The organism is Cupriavidus sp. GW822-FHT02D05 (assembly GCF_058802485.1).
This window is the reverse complement of sequence record NZ_JBXAOE010000002.1, coordinates 417,445-434,411: the sequence shown is the minus strand read 5'-3', so window position 1 is coordinate 434,411 and position 16,967 is coordinate 417,445. Positions and strand designations below refer to the sequence as shown.

Below are 16,967 nucleotides of genomic sequence, written 5' to 3'. Positions count from 1 at the left end.
CAGCGCGGTTTCAGCGCGACCGCACCGGGCGCCGGCGGCGTCCGACCCAGTTCAACAGCAAGCCAAGCGCGCCCAGCCCGAGCGCGAGCGGCCACGAAATCGCGCCGCCGCCGCCGCCCGAGGAGGCGGCTGGCGCGGCGGGGGCCGGCTGGACCACCTGCGTGCCGGCGGCCACGGCAGCATTGGCATCGAGCAGGCCTGCGCCGCAGATGCCGGCATTGGCGGCGGCCGTGCAATAGGTGCCAGCCGGATGGGGCCGTGCCGAACTCTTCAAGGTGGCAAGCACCTGGGCGGGCGTTAGGGCCGGGTTGGCGGCGAGCATCAGCGACACCACGCCCGATACCAGCGGCGCGGCAAAGCTGGTGCCTTGCGAGTTGATGACGTTGTAGTTGCCAAGCGAAGTGGTGCCGTCATTGGACAGGGTCCGGATGAACGACTCCGCCACCGAGCATTTGCCGCCCGACACCTTGGAGTTGCCGCAGCCGCCGCCCGGCGCGCTCAGCGCAACCTGCGGCCCCACATTGGCATAGCTGGCGTTCTCGCCGTCATTGGCATGTGCCGTTACGGCGACCACGCCGGCGCAGTCGGCGGGTGCCTCGACCGCGCCGGCGCTGTTGCCCGTGGCGGCAACCACCACCACGCCATTCGCGGCGAGGTCGGTCACGGCTTGCTGCTCGATGCTGGAGCAGGTCCCGCCGCCCAGGCTCACGTTGATCACGCGCGCCGGGGTGGGGTTGGCCGGCACATTGGGTACGGAGAGGCCGCCAGCCCAGCGCATGCCATCCACCGTGTCCGAGAGCAGCGCGCCGCAGCGGCCGGAGACGCGCACCGGCTGGATGCGGGCGTTCCAGTCCACACCGGCGATATTCACCCCGTTATTGGTGAGTGCGCCAAGCGTGCCTGCCACGCGGGTGCCGTGCCAGCTATTGTTGGTTGCGGTCGTGGTCGGCGTGGTGGTGCCTGGGCAGGTGAAGCCCGCCGGCACGCCGTCGCCGGCGTCGGTGGCATTCGCGTCCCGTCCATCGCCGTCGTTGGCGATGGACGGATCGGTAATGAAGTCATAGCCGGGCACAATGCGGCCGGCCAGATCGGGGTGTGGCAGGTAGCCGGTATCGAGCACGGCGATCACCAGGCTGCTGCTGCCGCGCGTGCGGTCCCATGCGGGCGGCAGGTTCACGCCGCCCACCACCTGGGCGGGGGTGCCGAGGTAGGGCTGGTTGAGTGCGAACTCGGGATCGTTAGGCACGGTGTCGTGCAGCCGCAGCCAGCGGTCCGGCACCACTTCCGCGATGCGCGGATCCTGGCGCAGCCGGGCGGCGGTACCTTCCGGGTCGGCGGCATCGCTGCCGGAGACGCTCAGCAGTTGCAGGCTGCCGCCCATCTGGCGCTTGACCGAGAGCGCCACGCCGGTGCTCTGGCGCACGCTCAGCATGCGCTCGGACAGGCCGCTGGCAGCGGCGCTGTCGCTGGCGCTGGTGGCGCTTGCGCCGGCGGTTGTGCTTGTGCTGCCGTCACGCCAGCGCACGATGAAGTTGCCGGTGTAGTGCGGCGCGGGGCGCGCGGCGGGGTCGGGGGCTGCGCTGGCTGCGGCTGGCGCACCCAGCCAGAGGGCGGCGCCCAGCGCCAGCAGCAGGGCGACATGGGGCGCCACGCGCCGCGTTTCGCCAGATTGGAATTGACGCTTTGCCTGCATGTCTGCCTTCTCCCGTTGATGCCGCTTCGGACTGACCGCGGTTACAGCATTCAACCTTCCACCTTCAGCTTTCAACCTTCCACCTTCAGCTTTCAACCTTCAACGTCCAAGTCATGGATTCCGACGACAGGAATCGGGTCGCCGCCGGAATCAGCTCGCCGGCATGTCGCGGCCAATGGGCTGGGTGCGGTTCGGCTTGAGCACGCGGTCAGGCTCGGCCAGCTCGATGCGGGGGGTGCCGCGCAGCGTGGCAAGCGCCTGGTCGATCGTGGCATCGGCCGACGCGGAGATCGCGGTGACCAGCCACACGCCGCCCGACATGGGCCGCTTGACGACGAAGCGGATCGGCCCGGCAATCGACGCCAGCAAGCGATCGGCGTCTTCGGACACGGTGACGGGCGGCGCGGAGAAGCGCACCATGATGTCGCCTACGGCGCGATCGGCGCTGATGCTGTTGAGCGGTGGCGCCGACGGGCGCTGTTGCGCCTGGCAAGCGGTCAGGGCCAGCAAGGCCAGCAGGCCGCAGGCGGCGGTGATCCGCAGAGGGCGAGCCAGCGAGCGGGAGTGTGGCTGTTTGCCGAGTGACATGGGGAAACTCCTGAATGGTTACGGGCCAGGGCGCAGGCGATCAGCCTGCGCTGCGCCGTGAGCGGCGCGCCTCCCGGGCCGTGCCGGTGGTGCCGCGCAGGCCTTGCGCGAGCATCTCCTCGGCGTGTTGCACTGTGGTGGGCGTCACCGTGGTCCCACCCAGCATGCGCGCGGTTTCGACCACGCGGCCGGCGGGGTCGAGGGCGCGGATGCGCGAGCGGGTGACCGAGCCTGTGCCATCGCGCTGGCTGGTCTCCTTGCTGACCAGCAGGTGGGCGCCGGCCTGGGCGGCCACCTGCGGCAGGTGGGTCACGCACAACACCTGGCGGGCGCGGCCGAGTTCCTGCAGGCGGCGGCCTACCACCTCGGCCACCGCGCCGCCGATGCCGGTGTCGACTTCGTCGAAGATCAGGGTGGGGGTGGGCGCGGCCTCGCTGGTAATGACGGAAATCGCCAGGCTGATCCGGGCCAGTTCGCCGCCCGACGCCACTTTGGCCAAGGGGCGCGCGCTGACGCCGGCATGGCCTGCCACCAGGAATTCGACCTGTTCCAGGCCGTGGCTCTGCCCTTCGTCGAGCGGGTGCAGCGCCACCGCGAAACTGCCGCCCGCCATGGACAGGCCCTGCATGGCATCCGTCACGGCGGCCGACAGGCTTTCGGCCGCCACCTTGCGGGCAGCGCCGAGGTGCTGGGCGATGGTGAGGTAGGCGGCGCGGGCCGCGGCTTCGCGCGCCATCGCCTTGTTCAGGTCCTGCGCGGACTGGAGATCGTCCAGTTGCTGGCGGCGCGCCATCAGTTCGTCCGGCAGCTGCTCGGGCGGCATCCGGTACTTGCGCGCGGTGGTGTGCAGCGCCTGCATGCGCGCCTCCACCACCTGCAAGCGTTCGGGGTCCAGGTCGATCCGGTCGACGTAGCGGTTGAGCGAGTGAGCGGCCTCCTCGACCTGGACCAGCGCCGGGTCCAGCGCCGCCAGTACGTCGCCCAGCGCGGGGTCGACGTCAGCCATCTGCCGCAGGCGCTGCACCACGCTGTTAAGCCCGGACAGCACCGAGCCATCGGCCTCGGACAGCGCCTCGAGCGCGGCGCGGCTGCCCTCGATCAGCCCGGCGGCGTGCGACAGCCGGTTGTACTCGGCCTGGATGTCTTCCCATTCGCCGGGTTGCGGCGCCAGCTTCTCGAGCTCGCCGACCTGCCATTCGAGACGCTCGCGTTCCAGCTGCATCTCGCGCGAGCGGTGCTCGACGGTTTCGCGCTGGCGCACGCACGCGCGCCACGAGCGCCAGGCTTCGGCTACCGCGCCGGCCTGCGCGGTGAGCCCGGCATGGGCATCGAGCAGCAGGCGCTGGGCGTCGGGGCGCAGCAGCAGTTGATGGGCATGCTGGCCGTGGATATCGACCAGGCGGTCGCCGATGTCGCGCAGCTGGCCCAGCGTGGCGGCGGCGCCATTGATAAAGGCCTTGCCGCGCCCGCTGGCGTCGACCGTGCGGCGCAGCAGCACCGTGCCTTCGTCGCCGGTGAGATCGTGTTCGGCCAGCCAGGCGTCGAGCCCGGCCGGGGTGGAAAAGGTGGCGCTGATGCTGGCCCGGGCGGCGCCTTCGCGGACCACGCCGGCGTCGGCGCGCTCACCCAGCACCAGGGCCAGCGCATCGATCAGGATCGACTTGCCGGCGCCGGTCTCGCCGGTGAAGACGGTGAAGCCCGGGGAGAAGTCGAGGTCGAGGGTATCGACAATGACGAAATCGCGGATGGACAGGCTGCGCAGCATCGTGGTCGACGGGTCGGGGCTGGGTGATGTCAGGGGACGGATCTGGGCCGGATCGGTGCGGGCCGGGGCGGATCAGAGTCGGTTGTCTTCGCTCGGGTACTCATGCCAGTGCAGCTTCTTGCGCAGCGTGGCGTAATAGTTGTAGCCGATCGGGTGCAGCAGGTTGACGGTCTTGGCCGAGCGCCGCACCACGATGCGGTCGCCGGGCAAGAGCGAGGTTAGCGACTGCATGTCGAAGTTCACGCTGGCGTCACGCGCCGTGGCGACCTCGATCGACACTTCGGCGTCGTGCGGCAGCACGATCGGGCGGTTGGACAGCGCATGCGGGGCAATCGGCACCAGCACCAGGCCCGACAGGGTCGGGTGCAGGATCGGGCCACCCGCCGACAGCGCATAGGCGGTCGAGCCGGTCGGCGTGGAGACGATCAGGCCATCGGAGCGCTGGTTGTACATGAAGTGGCCGTCCACCGACACCGCCAGCTCGACCATGCCTGAAATGCCGGAACGGTTGACCACGACGTCGTTGAAGGCCAGCGCGGAGAAGATCACGCCATCGTCGCGCACCACCTGGGACTCCAGCAGCATGCGGGTCTCGGACTCGTAGCGGCCCGCCAGCATGTCGGGCAGCACCGAGTGCACGTCCTGCAAGGGGATGTCGGTCATGAAGCCAAGGCGCCCGTGGTTCACGCCGATCAGCGGCACCGGGTAGCCGGCCAGCTGGCGCGCCAGGCCCAGCAGGGTGCCGTCGCCGCCGAGCACCACCGCCACATCGGCATGCTTGCCGATCTCGTCGGGCGCCAGTGCCGGATAGTCGGTCAGCCCGGTGGCCAGGGCAGTGTCTCGCTCGAACACCACATCCTGGCCGTTCCTGAGGATACAGGCGGCCAGCTCTTCCAGCGGGCCCTCGATGCCGGCTGTGGCGTACCTGCCGATCAGGGCGACGGTGCGAAATGGGGCGCGCGCGGCGCCGGGCTTGGGGAGCGAAGACATGCCGGGATTAGACCATACCGCCGTGACCATTGTCAGCAGGAGGGCGCTTGGCGCCGGGCCGGATCGCCGATGAGCCGCCCGAATGGTGAAAACTTGCGTAAAATCAGGAACATCATGGATGAACGTGCGAAAACGCTTCTCAAAACCCTCATCGAGCGCTACATCGCCGAGGGGCAGCCCGTGGGCTCACGGACCTTGTCGAAGTACTCGGGGCTCGACCTGTCTCCGGCCACCATCCGCAATGTGATGTCCGACCTGGAGGAAATGGGGTTCATTGCCAGCCCGCATACCTCGGCCGGGCGTATCCCCACGCCGCGCGGCTACCGGCTGTTCGTGGATACCATGCTGACCGCCCAGCCGCTGGATGGCGCGCTCAACCTGGCCGAGCTGACCGGCAAGATCCGGGGCCAGCTGCACGGCCAGCAGCTCGGGCCGCAGCGGATGATCACGTCGGCGGCGCACACCTTGTCCAACCTGTCGCAGTTCGCCGGTGTGGTGATGACCCCCAGGCGCGCCCAGGCGTTCCGCCAGGTCGAGTTCATGCGGCTTTCGGACAAGCGCATCCTGCTGATCATCGTCACCCCCGAGGGCGACGTGCAGAACCGCATCATCCAGACCGAGCTGCCATACACCCCGTCCCAGCTGGTCGAAGCCGCCAATTTCATCAACTCGCACTTTGCCGGCATGAGCTTCGACAATGTGCGCGACCACCTGCGCGGCGAGCTGCAGGCGCTGCGCATGGATATGTCGCAACTGATGCAGGCCGCGGTGGAGGCGGGCAGCAATGCCATGGCCGAGGGGGAGGACGACCACGTCTTCATCTCGGGCGAGCGCAAGCTGCTGGAGGTGGAAGACCTGTCCTCCAGCATGGAAAAGCTGCGCCGCCTGTTCGACGTGTTCGAGCACAAGACCGGCCTGCTCAAGCTGCTCGATGTCTCCAGCCACGCCCAGGGCGTGCAGATCTTCATCGGCGGCGAGAGCAAGCTGGTGCCGCTCGAAGACATGGCGGTCATTACCGCGCCCTACGAAGTCGACGGCCAGATCGTCGGCACGCTCGGGGTGATCGGGCCGACCCGCATGGCCTACGAGCGGGTGATCCCGATTGTCGACATCACCGCGCGCTTGTTGTCCAGCGCGCTCAGCCAGAACTAGTGTTGGCCCGGCCCGGTCTCACAAACTGCCTGTTCCCCTCATCCTGTAAGCTCGGCGAGACCTGGCGGCCGCGCGCCCTGTGCCCGCGCCGCCCCGCCACACCGGAAATTACATGACGCTCACCCCTGAACCGGCCTACCAGCATGGCCAGGCGCCGCGCACGGCCATCCTGCTGATCAACCTTGGCACCCCGGATGCGCCAACGCCGAAGGCGGTCGGCAGCTACCTCAAGCAGTTCCTGTCCGACCCGCGCGTCGTGGAGATCCCACGCGCGGCGTGGCTGCCGCTGCTGTACGGCATCATCGTGCCACTGCGCTCGCGCGCCTCGGCGATGAAGTATGAGTCGATCTGGCTGCGGGAGGCGCATATGACGGGTTCCCCGCTGCTAGTGCACACCGAGCGCCAGGCTCACGCCTTGCAACTGCTGCTGAACCAGCAAGGCCATGAGGTGACGGTGGCGTGCGCCATGCGGTACGGCAATCCCTCGATCGGCTCGGTGCTGGAAGCGCTGCGCCGCCAGGGGACCGAGCGCATCCTGCTGCTGCCGTTGTACCCGCAGTACTCCGGCACCACCACGGCGACGGGCTTCGACGAGGTGTTCCGGGTACTCAAGCAGTGGCGCAACCAGCCGGAGCTGCGGCTGGTCAAGCATTTCCACGACCATCCGGCCTATATTGCCGCCTTGCACCAGCAGGTGGGGGCATACTGGGCGCAGCATGGCACGCCGGATTTTGCGCGGGGCGACAAGCTGATCCTGTCGTTTCACGGCGTACCGCGCCGCACGCTGGAGCTCGGCGATCCCTACCATTGCGAGTGCCTCAAGACCGGGCGCCTGCTGGGCGAGGCGCTGGGCCTGCAGCCTGGGCAGTACCAGGTTACCTTTCAGTCGCGCTTTGGCAAGGCGGAATGGCTGCAGCCCTATACCGCGCCCACCCTGCAGGAGCTCGGCAAGGTCGGCACCGGCCGGGTAGACGTGTTTTGCCCGGGCTTTCCGGCCGATTGCCTGGAGACGCTGGAAGAGATCGCCATGGAAGGGCGCTCCGAGTTCCACGTGGCAGGCGGCAAGGTGTTCCACTACATTCCCTGCCTCAACGATTCGGAAAGCTGGATTGCCGGGCTGGCGGAGATCGGCTTGCAGCACTTGCAGGGCTGGCCGCTGCGGCTGCCGCATCCGCATGAGCTGGAGGCCCGCCGCACGCACGCGCAGACGCGCGGCGCCGCAGCATGAGCGCGGCGCTGCCCAACGGAAGGGGGTGATGAGATGAGTGTATCTTTCGAGGCCGATGCCCGCCTGCGCATCGACAAATGGCTGTGGTGCGCGCGCTTCTTCAAGACTCGCTCGCTGGCTGCCGAGGCGGTGGACCGTGGCAAGGTGCAGGTCAACGGCCAGGCGTGCAAGAATTCGCGCGAGGTCAAGCCGGGCGACACCGTCGTCCTGGAGGCGCACCAGCAACGCTGGGAAGTCGTGGTGAAAGGGATTGCGTGCTTACGCGGCCCGGCCGCGGTAGCCCAGACGCTTTATGCGGAAACCGAGGCCAGCGAGGCGCGCCGGCGGCAGGACGCCGAGAACCGGCGGCTTAACGTGGAGCCTGCATCGAAGCTGCAGGGGCGCCCGACCAAGCGCGATCGCCGCCAGATCGACGGCGTCAGGGGGTGAGGCGCACGGCGATTCAAGCTGTACGGACTCACCCGGCTGGGTCAGCGAACGTAGGGAATGATGTAGTGTTTGAATACCGCCTTGCCACTGCCGTATTCGGTGTCTCGCGGCGTGAAGGCGCCGGAGAGGCAGATGAAGACTGTCATCACCGATAATGCGGCGAGAAGGAAGACCGTCAGAACAGGCAGCTTATGCATGGCTAACCTTTCGAGAGTGGCCCCACTTGAGTTGCATCTTCGACCCCGTTATTTTTGTCATTTTTATACGGTTTCATCTTAGGGGGTGCGCTGCAGCAAAGCAATATGACCCCTATTTCCGTAGACCCCTCTTTGTAACCTTGTATTTCACTGCACTGTCGCGGTGCGCACTTGAAAATCCGGGGGCCTGCCACCAACTGCAGGCTACATTTGCCGATTGACCACCCGGCGGCCTGCGCTAGACAGGCCGCGCCTTTGTTTGATACGGATCGACATGGAAGAACAGAAGCAGACGCCATCCACCACGCCGCCGCTCACGCCAGCCAGCGAGGAGCTGAACACCGCCCCGGCCGGCCAGGCCGATAACGCCGCCACCGTGGACGTGGCGGCCCAGTTGGCCGCGCTTGAAGCCAAGGCCAAGGAGAACTACGACATGTTCCTGCGGGCTACCGCGGAAGGCGAGAACATTCGCCGCCGCGCCCAGGAGGATGTCGCCAAGGCCCATAAATTCGCCATCGAGACCTTTGCCGACTACCTGCTGCCCGTGATGGACAGCCTGCAGGCGGCACTGGCCGACGGGTCGGGCGATATCGCCAAGCTGCGCGAAGGGGTCGAACTGACCGCCCGCCAGCTCGTCAGCGCCTTTGAGAAGGGCAAGATCGTCGAGCTGAACCCGGTTGGCGAGAAGTTCGACCCGCACCGCCACCAGGCCATTTCGATGGTGCCGGCCCCGCAGGAGCCGAACACCGTGGTCACGGTGCTGCAGCGCGGCTACACGATCGCCGATCGCGTGCTGCGCCCGGCGCTGGTCACGGTGTCCGCACCCAAGTAAGCGCCACCTCTTTGCGGTCCGCCCGGCGGGCTGGCACAAGCAACGCCCGGTGCCGCTGGCCCGGGCGTTTTTCATTGCTGGAGAGGTCTATGTCCACAAAGCCAGACAATGCCGTCACGCCCGACATCACTGTGGATCCGGCGGCGCACCTCGACCATCGCGCCTTCGAAGTGTTCGGCATGCGCGAGGTGGACGGCGCCGGCATTGATGGCGCTATCGCCGCCGCCGGCGATGCACTGGTCTGCGTGTTTTTCTGGGGCGTAGACTGCTTCAATTGCGAGATGGCCAAGAAAGCCATGCTGGCCAATCCAGACCCGGTGCGGGCGCTGGAGCTGCACTGGCTGCACGCCAACGTCTATGCGCACCCGGATATGGGCAAGCGATTCGGCCTGCACGGCATTCCGGTCTTCATGTTCTTCCACAAGGGCAAGAAGCTGGGGCGGGCCACCGGCTGGCATGGGCAGGGCCAGTTTGCCGCGGCGGTAGCCAACGCACGGCTGAAGGCTAGCGGCAAGCCGCTGGCTGGTTAGGCGCGTCCGCGCGTCAGCGTGACAGCGCGTATCCCAGCCGGAATTGCCAAGGCAGCTTGCGGTTGTAGTCCAGCAAGCTCTCGCCATAGCCGATGAAGTAACCTGCCATCAGGTAACCCGCCGTGCCGGGGATCAGCCTGGCCAGCGGATACGTCACCGATGCGTCGACGCTGCCGTAATGCTTCTGCGTGCCTTTGCGCAGGGTGGTGGCGAATTCCCATGAGTCCGGCTTGCCATAGGCCAGCTTCAGGTCCATATAGCCGCGATAGCTGGCAATGTCCGAGTTGTCGTTCTTCTCGACGTAGTAGTACAGCTTGGGCGACACACTCCAGTGCCAGTTGCTCATGTCCCCCAGGTAAAACGTGGGTTTGACGAACACCGTATTGATGCTGCGCGACTGGGCGCCATCGCGGCCATTCGACTCATGTTCCAGGCCAGCCGCGAGCGAGAGCCGGCTGATCACGCGGTTCTGCAGGCCGGTATCCGACAGGTAATAGAACAGGCTCGGGCGGTAGTTGGTGTCGCGGAACGGCCGTGAGTCGCTCGACAGGTCCCACAGGGAGAACTGCGTGTAGCCAAAGTACAGGTTCTCAAGCAAGCCGTGCGAAGCCGGATTCTCGCCTTGGTAGATGCGGAACTTGAAGCTGAACTGGAACTTGGCGTTGGCCCCGCCATGCGCCCCGACCAGGAAGTACATCGGATCGTTGAAGGTCAGCCGGCCCTGGTCTTTCAGGTCTGGCTGGACGGGCGACGCCTGGCTGGCGGCTGCTACCGGAATGACAGGTACAACAGGTGCAGCCGGGGTGCTTCCTTCGGCGCTTGTGGCGGGCGCCGGGGTCGCCGCGACCTGGGCCGACGGCGGATCGTCGGCGCGCGGGGCGCGATTGAGCGTGACCAGCACGGGCGCGGCGTCGATGTCCACGGGATCCAGCCGGACCACGCCGCGCAGGTTGGGCGGCAACGGCGCACTGTACTCGACGGTGCGGTGCTCGCCTTTGCGCAGCTTGATCGTCGAAGGGCCGGCGCTGACACGCTGCATGCTGAGCCTGACAGGGGCCTGCAGATCGGCCGAAGCCGTGACGTCGATCGCCTGGGGGACCAGGAAGCTGCGGCTCGCACCGTCGGCGCTCAGCAACAAGGTCAGGGTCAGGGGCTTGGTGCCGTCGACCACCTTCGGCGGTTGCAGCAGCGCGACGGCAGCATGGCTCGATAGCGGCCCGGCCGCCACGAGGGCGAGGGCGAGCAGGAGCGCAGGTGGCTTGGCCGTGGCGCGGCGGATCTCGGGCTTGAGCGTGCTGAGCAGCATGGGAGGCGGCAGCGCATTCACGTGAAGAGGTGATGCGCACGCGGCAGGATATTGTGACGCGGTACAGCCTATCACGTGCCTATCACGCCATGCGCCAGAATTCTGTGATGATTTGTACGCAACCCGGGCGGGGCTGGGACGTCACCTAGCGGGTAGCGCGGCGCTGGATCGAGGCAATGTATTGCTCGCCATCCGGCGGCATGCCGGTGCGTTGCGCCTGCCAGAGCATTTCGCCGAGGCATTCCATGACCTGATGCTGCGCTTCGTGCGGTGAATCCAGGCGCTGCGCCAGGGATTCGTAGGCGCGGCGGATGCCGGGGGGCTGGTCAATGGAAACCTGCTCGGAAATCGACAGGTGCATGGCCAAGTGCAGGAAGGGATTGGTCTGGCCGCCTTCAGGCGTGTAGTCCTGGGTCAGCGCGCCCTCCGTGTCGGTGAGCAGGCTGTGATACTCGGGATGCTCGCCGATCCAGTCGACGGCAATGAGTTCGAGGGGGGTGAGGACGCTGCCTGCGCGTTGCTTCTGCCAGGCTTCACAGAAAAAACGGCGGACTTCTTCGCGGGAGGGATTGAACATGATGGCGCTATTGTAAACGAGCTCTTCCACTGCTGCAGCGCAGCGCAAACCGGCCCCCGCAAGCTGACCGAATCGGCCTGCCAGCCACTAGAATGCGGCGTTGCCCGGCGTCGCCGGGTCCATTTCCTGCCAGCGCGCCACCATGTCCGTTCCCCGTTCCTCCGCCGCCCGTGTCCGGCAGCCCGTGCGCCATGCCCGCGAGCAGCTCGCGGGCGTGTTGCTGATCGCCCTGTCGGCCAGCGCCTTTGGCGCCATGGCAATCTTCGCGCGCTTTGCTTACGACGCGGGTACCGATGTCTACGGCCTGCTGGCGGTGCGTTTCGTGCTGGCCGCGGGCGCGCTGGCGCTGGCGATGCGCCTGTGCGGCGTCAGCCTGCCGGGCTGGCGCAAGGTGCTGGCGCTGGCTGCCATGGGCGGCATCGGCTATGTTGGCCAGTCGTTCTGCTTTTTCACCGCGCTCAATCATGCCCAGGCCAGCCTGGTGGCCTTGCTGCTTTACCTGTATCCGCTCTTTGTCACCATCCTTGCCGCCGTTTTCCTCAAGGAACGGCTCGGCACCGCATCCGTGATCGCGCTCGTGCTGTGCTCGGTGGGGGCGGGGCTGACGGTGGGGGGTGGCCAGGGCTCGGCGCTGGGCATCGGGCTTGGCCTGGCCTCGGCCGCGATCTACTCGGTCTACATCATCGTGGGCGCGCGCGTGACGGCGGGCGTCAATCCGCTGGTCACTACCACCGTGGTGTGCAGTGCGGCCGCGGTGGTCTATATCGTGGCGGGGGTGTTGCGCGCGGGCGCTGGCGTGCCGCCGCAGTTCCCACAGAGTGCCGCAGGCTGGCTGGCGCTGCTGGCGATCGCGCTGCTGTCTACGGTTCTGGCGATCCTGGCCTTTTTTGCCGGCTTGCAACGGCTCGGCGCGGCGCGGGCTTCGATGTTGTCCACCCTGGAGCCGGTGGTGACGGTGGTGTTGGCGGCGCTTTTGCTCGGGGAGCATGTCGGGATGACGCAGGCGCTGGGCGGCGGCTTGATCCTGGCGGGCGTGCTTTGGCTGACCAGCAAGGGTTCCGGCGCGCAGGATGTGCAACAGAATTGAACCCCTTGCTCAAATCGCTTGCGTGGCGAGGCGCGGCGTCTTAGATACAATCCGGTTCTCACTTTCTGTTCAGGAACCGACCGCATGAAACCGATCGATCAGGTTGCAATCGCCCAGCTGTTCACCGAAGCGCGTACGCACAACGTGTGGCAAGACCGTCAAGTGGACGATGCCGTGCTTCACCAGATCTATGACGCGATGAAGTTTGGCCCGACGGCTGCCAACGGTTCGCCGGCCCGCATCGTGTTCGTCAAGAGCGCGGCGGAAAAGGCTCGCCTGGTCGAGTGCGTGTCCGCAGGCAACGTCGAGAAGACCCGCTCGGCACCGGTTACCGCCATCGTCGCATTCGACAACGCCTTCCACGATCAGCTGCCCAAGCTGTTCCCGCACGCCGATGCGCGCTCGTGGTACGCCGGCCAGCCGGAAAAGATCGCCCGCGACGCGCTGATGAACAGCTCGCTGCAAGGTGGCTATTTCATTCTGGCCGCGCGTGCCCTCGGCCTGGATTGCGGCCCGATGGCCGGATTCGATGCTGGCAAGGTGAATGCCGCCTTCTTCGCCGATGGCAAATGGTCGGTCAATTTCCTGGTGAACCTGGGCTATGGCGAGGCCGACAAACTGTTCCCGCGCAGCCCGCGCCTGTCGTTCGACGAAGCCTGCCGCATCGTCTGAGCGCAAGCGCTGCCAGATAGGTAAAGACCCGCCTCGCGCGGGTCTTTTTTTGCCTGTCCGTTGCGCCTGCGCTCAGATGCGTGGCGCCTCGGTCTTCTCGCGGTACTCGCACAGCGGCTCGATCGCGCAGTGCCAGCACTCGGGCTTGCGCGCCTTGCAGACATAGCGCCCATGCAGGATCAGCCAGTGGTGCGCATCGTGCATGAACTCTTGCGGCACGGTCTTGAGCAGCTTCTGCTCCACCACTTGCACGTTCTTGCCGGGCGCCAGGCCGGTGCGGTTGGCTACCCGGAAGATATGCGTGTCGACGGCAATGGTGGCCTCGCCGAACGCGGTATTCAGTACCACGTTGGCCGTCTTGCGGCCTACGCCCGGCAAAGCCTCCAGCGCGACCCGGTCGCGCGGCACCTGGCCGCCGTGCTGTTCGACCAGGATGCGGCAGGTCGCTATGACATGCTTGGCCTTGGTCTTGTACAGGCCGATGGTCTTGATGTACTCAATCAGCCCGTCCTCGCCCAGCGCCAGCATCTGCTCCGGGCTGTGCGCCACGGGGTAGAGCTTGCGCGTGGCCTTGTTCACGCCCACGTCAGTGGCCTGCGCGGACAGCAGCACGGCAATCAGCAGCTCGAACGGCGAGCTGTATTCCAGCTCGGTGACCGGGGTCGGGTTGACTTCGCGCAGTGTCTCGAACAAGGCGCGGCACTTGGCAGCGTTCATTAGTCCTCGGGGGCTGGGTTGGAGCCGGGCACGGCATCGGGATCGGCCTGGCACGGTGTGGCGGTGAGGCCGGCCCTGGCGCGGCGGGCCTCGGCGGCGTCGATCTGTGCCTGCACGGCAGGGGAGACGTTTTCGGTATTGCGCGGCTGCACCGCTTGTTGCTTCAGGCGCGCCCGCTCGATGGCGGCCTGGATGATGGCCTGCTTGCGTGCCCGCGCCGAGCGTTCCTCTTCACTTTGCGGCGCTTCGGCTTGCAGCGCCTGCAGTTTGGCGGCCGCCTTGGCCGCCAAGCGTGCATCGTTCTCCTCGCGCTCGCGCACGAGCCGCGAGCGGCGGGCGAGGTAGCGCGCGTGGGCCTCGTCCGCTTGCACCTGCGACCAGGCTGCCCAGCCGGTGCGCTGCGCGCTGACGGGAACCATGGCAATGCAGTCGACGGGGCAGGGGGCCACGCAGAGGTCGCAACCCGTGCACCAGTCCGCCAGCACGGTATGCATCTGCTTGGGCGCGCCAACGATGGCGTCGACCGGGCAAGCCTGGATGCACAGCGTGCAGCCGATGCATAGCGCTTCGTCAATCACTGCCACCGCGCGGGCCTGCTCCACGCCGCGCTCCGGGTCCAGCGGCTGCGGCGGCGCGCCGAGCAGCGCCGACAGGCGGCGGATGCCCTCTTCCCCGCCCGGCGGGCAGCGATTGCCGGCTGCTTCGCCCGCCGCCATGGCTTCGGCATAGGGACGGCAGCCGTCGAAGCCGCACTTGGTGCATTGGGTCTGCGGCAGCAGGGCTTCGAGGCGATCGGCGAGGGTCTGGGAAATGGCGGTCACGACAGCTTTTGGGGTTTGCGGGTACGGCGCGGATGCCGTTCTCTTTTTTCCTGGCCGGAACGGGCACGCGGCAGGGATTATCCCCGATTTCGCCGCAGTGCAGAAACGCGCGATGATGCGCCCTTTGCCGGGGCCGCTGCGCGCAAGTTGCCCTGTGCCATAATCCGCGCAACGATTCACCAGCCGTCGCATGCGAAACGAAACCAGAACCAAGCGGGACCCCGAGGGAACACGCCGCCGCATCCTTGATGCGGCCACCGAGGAATTTGCCAAGGGCGGCCTGGCAGGGGCGCGTGTCGACCAGATCGCGCGCCGCGCCGAGACCAACGAGCGCATGCTGTATTACTACTATGGCAGCAAGGAGGGTTTGTTCCTGGCCGTCCTTGAAAAACAATATGCGGAGTTTCGCGCCGCCGAGGAGCAGTTGCACATCGTCGAAGAGGATCCCGTTGCGGCGGTCCGCACGCTGGCTCGCTTTGTCTGGGACTGGTACTACCGCAATCCCGAGTTCATCCGGCTGGTCAACAGCGAGAACCTGCACGAGGCGCGCCACCTGAAGAAGTCCACCCAGCTGCACCAGTTGATCAACCCGGTGGTTAACGTGCTCGCGGATATCGTCAAGCGGGGCCAGCGGCAGGGGGTGTTCCGCGACAACGTCGATGTCTCGCAGCTATATCTGACGATCTCCGCGCTTGGCTACTACGTGCTGTCCAATCGTTACACCATCAGCGCGGTGATCGGGCGCGACGTGGCGGCGCAGGATGAGCACGAGCGCTTTGCCGAGTTGCACACCGATATGCTGCTGGCTTACCTGGAGCGCCGCTAAGGCAGCTTGCAGCCCCATAAAAAAAACGCCCGCAGCTTGCGGGCGTTTTTTATGGGTGCGGCGTGGCGGCGTGCAGCTTAAGCGCCGTGGCTCAACGATGCTTGAGCACGAAATCGCGCAGCTCCGGGTAAATCTCCTGGCGCCAGCGGCGGCCGGAGAAGATCCCGTAGTGGCCGCACTTGGCTGCCGTGATGTGTTGCTTGCGCGCTTTGGGAATGCCCGCGCAGAGCTCATGCGCGGCGGCGGTCTGGCCGGCGCCCGAGATGTCGTCCAGCTCGCCCTCGATCGTCAGTAGCGCGGTGCCCTTGATGTCCTGCGGGCGCACCGGCTGGCCATCGATCTCCCAGGTGCCGTTGGCAAGCCGGAATTCCTGAAACACTTCGCGGATGGTGTCGAGGTAGTACTCGGCGTCCATGTCGAGCACGGCGTTGTACTCGTCGTAGAAGCGCACGTGGGCTTCCGCGTCGTCGGCATCGCCCTCGACCAGGTTCAGGTAGTAATCGTAGTGCGAGGACAGGTGGCGGTCGGGGTTCATCGCTACGAACCCGGCGTGCTGCAGGAAGCCCGGATACACCTTGCGGCCATGGCCCGGGTAGTTCGCCGGCACCGTATAGATCACATTGTTCTCGAACCACTCGAACGACTTGTTGGTCGCGAGCGAATTCACAGCCGTCGGGCTGCGCCGTGCGTCGATCGGGCCGCCCATCATGGTCATGGTCTTTGGCGTCTTCTCGCCGGCCGATGCCAGCAGGGAGATGGCCGCGAGCACCGGGACCGTGGGCTGGCACACGGAGATCACGTGCAGGTTCTCAGCGCCGATATGGCGGATGAAGTCCTGGATGTAGTGGATGTAGTCCGCCAGGCGGAAACGGCCGTCCTCGATCGGGACCATGCGGGCATCGATCCAGTCGGTCACATAGACCTTGTGGTCCTGCAGCAAGGTCTTCACGGTATCGCGCAGCAGCGTGGCATGGTGGCCCGACAGGGGGGCGCACACCAGCACCACAGGCTCATCCTTGAGCAGCTTGATGGTCTCCGGATCGTCGGCATAGCGCTTGAAGCGCACCAGCTTGCAGAAGGGCTTTTCGATGATCGTCTGTTCGACGATCGGGATGTCCCGGCCGTTGGAGCGTACCGATTTGATATCGAATTCGGGTTTTTCGTATTCCTTGCCGAGTCGGTACAGCAACTCGTAGCCGGCAGCCAGTCGCGTGGCGCCGGGCACCAGGGACATCGGGCTCAGGGGATTGGTAAAGGTCTTGGCCGTAGCCTGCGCCCATGCGGTAAGCGGGTGCAGCATCGAGCGCTGGAATTCATGCAGCTGGTAAAGCATGACGTGGTCCCTATCAGGCTGGGGGCGAAGCTGGAATTCAACGCCTGGACAATACAAATACAACAAACACAGTTGCTAATGTGTTACCGATTATGCGCGTAATCGAACGATCGTGCGATGCAGCATATACCCTAAGGTACGCTCGCATCGGAAAAAGACAATAGGACAAACACTGTACTTCTCGATGACAAATGCAAAAGAACGTGAAAAATTGTCATGAGATA

At 66.3% G+C, this 16,967-nt stretch carries 18 protein-coding genes; 8 read left to right on the top strand and 10 right to left on the bottom strand.

Annotated elements, in window-relative coordinates; translation table 11 throughout:
- Positions 1-10: 10 nt before the first annotated feature.
- The 4 genes from AC1RQK_RS04440 to AC1RQK_RS04425 all read right to left on the bottom strand — a co-directional run bounded on the left by AC1RQK_RS04440 (position 11) and on the right by AC1RQK_RS04425 (position 5,036).
- On the bottom strand, positions 11-1,693 hold the full coding sequence (locus tag AC1RQK_RS04440; protein ID WP_492807802.1) for a S8 family peptidase: 1,683 nt from the start codon (positions 1,691-1,693) through the stop codon (positions 11-13).
- A gap of 150 nt (positions 1,694-1,843) precedes the next feature.
- Positions 1,844-2,281, bottom strand: a complete 438-nt coding sequence (locus tag AC1RQK_RS04435; RefSeq protein WP_492375765.1) for a hypothetical protein — start codon at positions 2,279-2,281, stop codon at positions 1,844-1,846.
- Positions 2,282-2,321: 40 nt separating this feature from the next.
- Complete coding sequence (gene recN, locus AC1RQK_RS04430) at positions 2,322-4,046, bottom strand: DNA repair protein RecN (protein WP_416048056.1); 1,725 nt, start codon at positions 4,044-4,046, stop codon at positions 2,322-2,324.
- Between the two features lie 72 nt (positions 4,047-4,118).
- Entirely contained in the window at positions 4,119-5,036 is a 918-nt protein-coding gene (locus AC1RQK_RS04425) for an NAD kinase (protein ID WP_174422855.1), read from the bottom strand.
- Between the two features lie 114 nt (positions 5,037-5,150).
- Here AC1RQK_RS04425 and hrcA point away from each other — a divergent pair, with 114 nt between their 5' ends.
- The 3 genes from hrcA (at position 5,151) to AC1RQK_RS04410 (ending at position 7,845) form a co-directional block, all read left to right on the top strand.
- Positions 5,151-6,188, top strand: a complete 1,038-nt coding sequence (gene hrcA / locus AC1RQK_RS04420) for a heat-inducible transcriptional repressor HrcA (RefSeq protein WP_492375764.1) — start codon at positions 5,151-5,153, stop codon at positions 6,186-6,188.
- Between the two features lie 112 nt (positions 6,189-6,300).
- Positions 6,301-7,416: a ferrochelatase gene (gene hemH / locus AC1RQK_RS04415; protein WP_492807799.1), complete on the top strand. Its 1,116-nt coding sequence runs from the start codon at positions 6,301-6,303 to the stop codon at positions 7,414-7,416.
- A gap of 33 nt (positions 7,417-7,449) precedes the next feature.
- Entirely contained in the window at positions 7,450-7,845 is a 396-nt protein-coding gene (locus AC1RQK_RS04410) for an RNA-binding S4 domain-containing protein (RefSeq protein ID WP_492375762.1), read from the top strand.
- Positions 7,846-7,886: 41 nt separating this feature from the next.
- Here AC1RQK_RS04410 and AC1RQK_RS04405 read toward each other — a convergent pair whose 3' ends face one another.
- Positions 7,887-8,042 (bottom strand): hypothetical protein, encoded by a 156-nt coding sequence (locus tag AC1RQK_RS04405; RefSeq protein ID WP_006160162.1) that lies wholly within the window; start codon positions 8,040-8,042, stop codon positions 7,887-7,889.
- Between the two features lie 274 nt (positions 8,043-8,316).
- On the opposite strand from AC1RQK_RS04405, the gene grpE reads away from it, so the two are divergent.
- Together grpE and AC1RQK_RS04395 are read left to right on the top strand one after the other, a co-directional pair.
- Positions 8,317-8,874, top strand: a complete 558-nt coding sequence (gene grpE, locus AC1RQK_RS04400; RefSeq protein ID WP_043344862.1) for a nucleotide exchange factor GrpE — start codon at positions 8,317-8,319, stop codon at positions 8,872-8,874.
- Between the two features lie 89 nt (positions 8,875-8,963).
- Entirely contained in the window at positions 8,964-9,404 is a 441-nt protein-coding gene (locus tag AC1RQK_RS04395; RefSeq protein WP_492375761.1) for a thioredoxin family protein, read from the top strand.
- Positions 9,405-9,417: 13 nt separating this feature from the next.
- Here the strand turns inward: AC1RQK_RS04395 and AC1RQK_RS04390 are convergent, their stop codons facing one another.
- Both AC1RQK_RS04390 and AC1RQK_RS04385 read right to left on the bottom strand, forming a co-directional pair.
- Positions 9,418-10,710, bottom strand: coding sequence for a phospholipase A (locus AC1RQK_RS04390; RefSeq protein WP_492807797.1), 1,293 nt, complete (start codon positions 10,708-10,710; stop codon positions 9,418-9,420).
- 145 nt (positions 10,711-10,855) lie between these two features.
- Positions 10,856-11,287, bottom strand: a complete 432-nt coding sequence (locus AC1RQK_RS04385; protein ID WP_492375759.1) for a DUF1841 family protein — start codon at positions 11,285-11,287, stop codon at positions 10,856-10,858.
- 142 nt (positions 11,288-11,429) lie between these two features.
- Between AC1RQK_RS04385 and AC1RQK_RS04380 the strand changes: the two genes are divergently transcribed.
- Entirely contained in the window at positions 11,430-12,374 is a 945-nt protein-coding gene (locus AC1RQK_RS04380; protein ID WP_492807794.1) for a DMT family transporter, read from the top strand.
- 84 nt (positions 12,375-12,458) lie between these two features.
- Positions 12,459-13,046, top strand: a complete 588-nt coding sequence (locus AC1RQK_RS04375; protein ID WP_043344864.1) for a malonic semialdehyde reductase — start codon at positions 12,459-12,461, stop codon at positions 13,044-13,046.
- 72 nt (positions 13,047-13,118) lie between these two features.
- On the opposite strand, the gene nth is transcribed toward AC1RQK_RS04375, so the two are convergent.
- Together nth and rsxB are read right to left on the bottom strand one after the other, a co-directional pair.
- Complete coding sequence (nth, locus tag AC1RQK_RS04370; RefSeq protein ID WP_492807792.1) at positions 13,119-13,763, bottom strand: endonuclease III; 645 nt, start codon at positions 13,761-13,763, stop codon at positions 13,119-13,121.
- Entirely contained in the window at positions 13,763-14,584 is an 822-nt protein-coding gene (rsxB, locus tag AC1RQK_RS04365; protein WP_492372694.1) for an electron transport complex subunit RsxB, read from the bottom strand. Before rsxB ends, nth begins: the two co-directional genes overlap by 1 nt.
- 190 nt (positions 14,585-14,774) lie before the next feature.
- On the opposite strand from rsxB, the gene AC1RQK_RS04360 reads away from it, so the two are divergent.
- Positions 14,775-15,410, top strand: coding sequence for a TetR/AcrR family transcriptional regulator (locus AC1RQK_RS04360; RefSeq protein ID WP_043344870.1), 636 nt, complete (start codon positions 14,775-14,777; stop codon positions 15,408-15,410).
- Between the two features lie 91 nt (positions 15,411-15,501).
- Here the strand turns inward: AC1RQK_RS04360 and AC1RQK_RS04355 are convergent, their stop codons facing one another.
- On the bottom strand, positions 15,502-16,743 hold the full coding sequence (locus AC1RQK_RS04355; protein WP_492372693.1) for a polyhydroxyalkanoate depolymerase: 1,242 nt from the start codon (positions 16,741-16,743) through the stop codon (positions 15,502-15,504).
- Between the last annotated feature and the right edge of the window lie 224 nt (positions 16,744-16,967).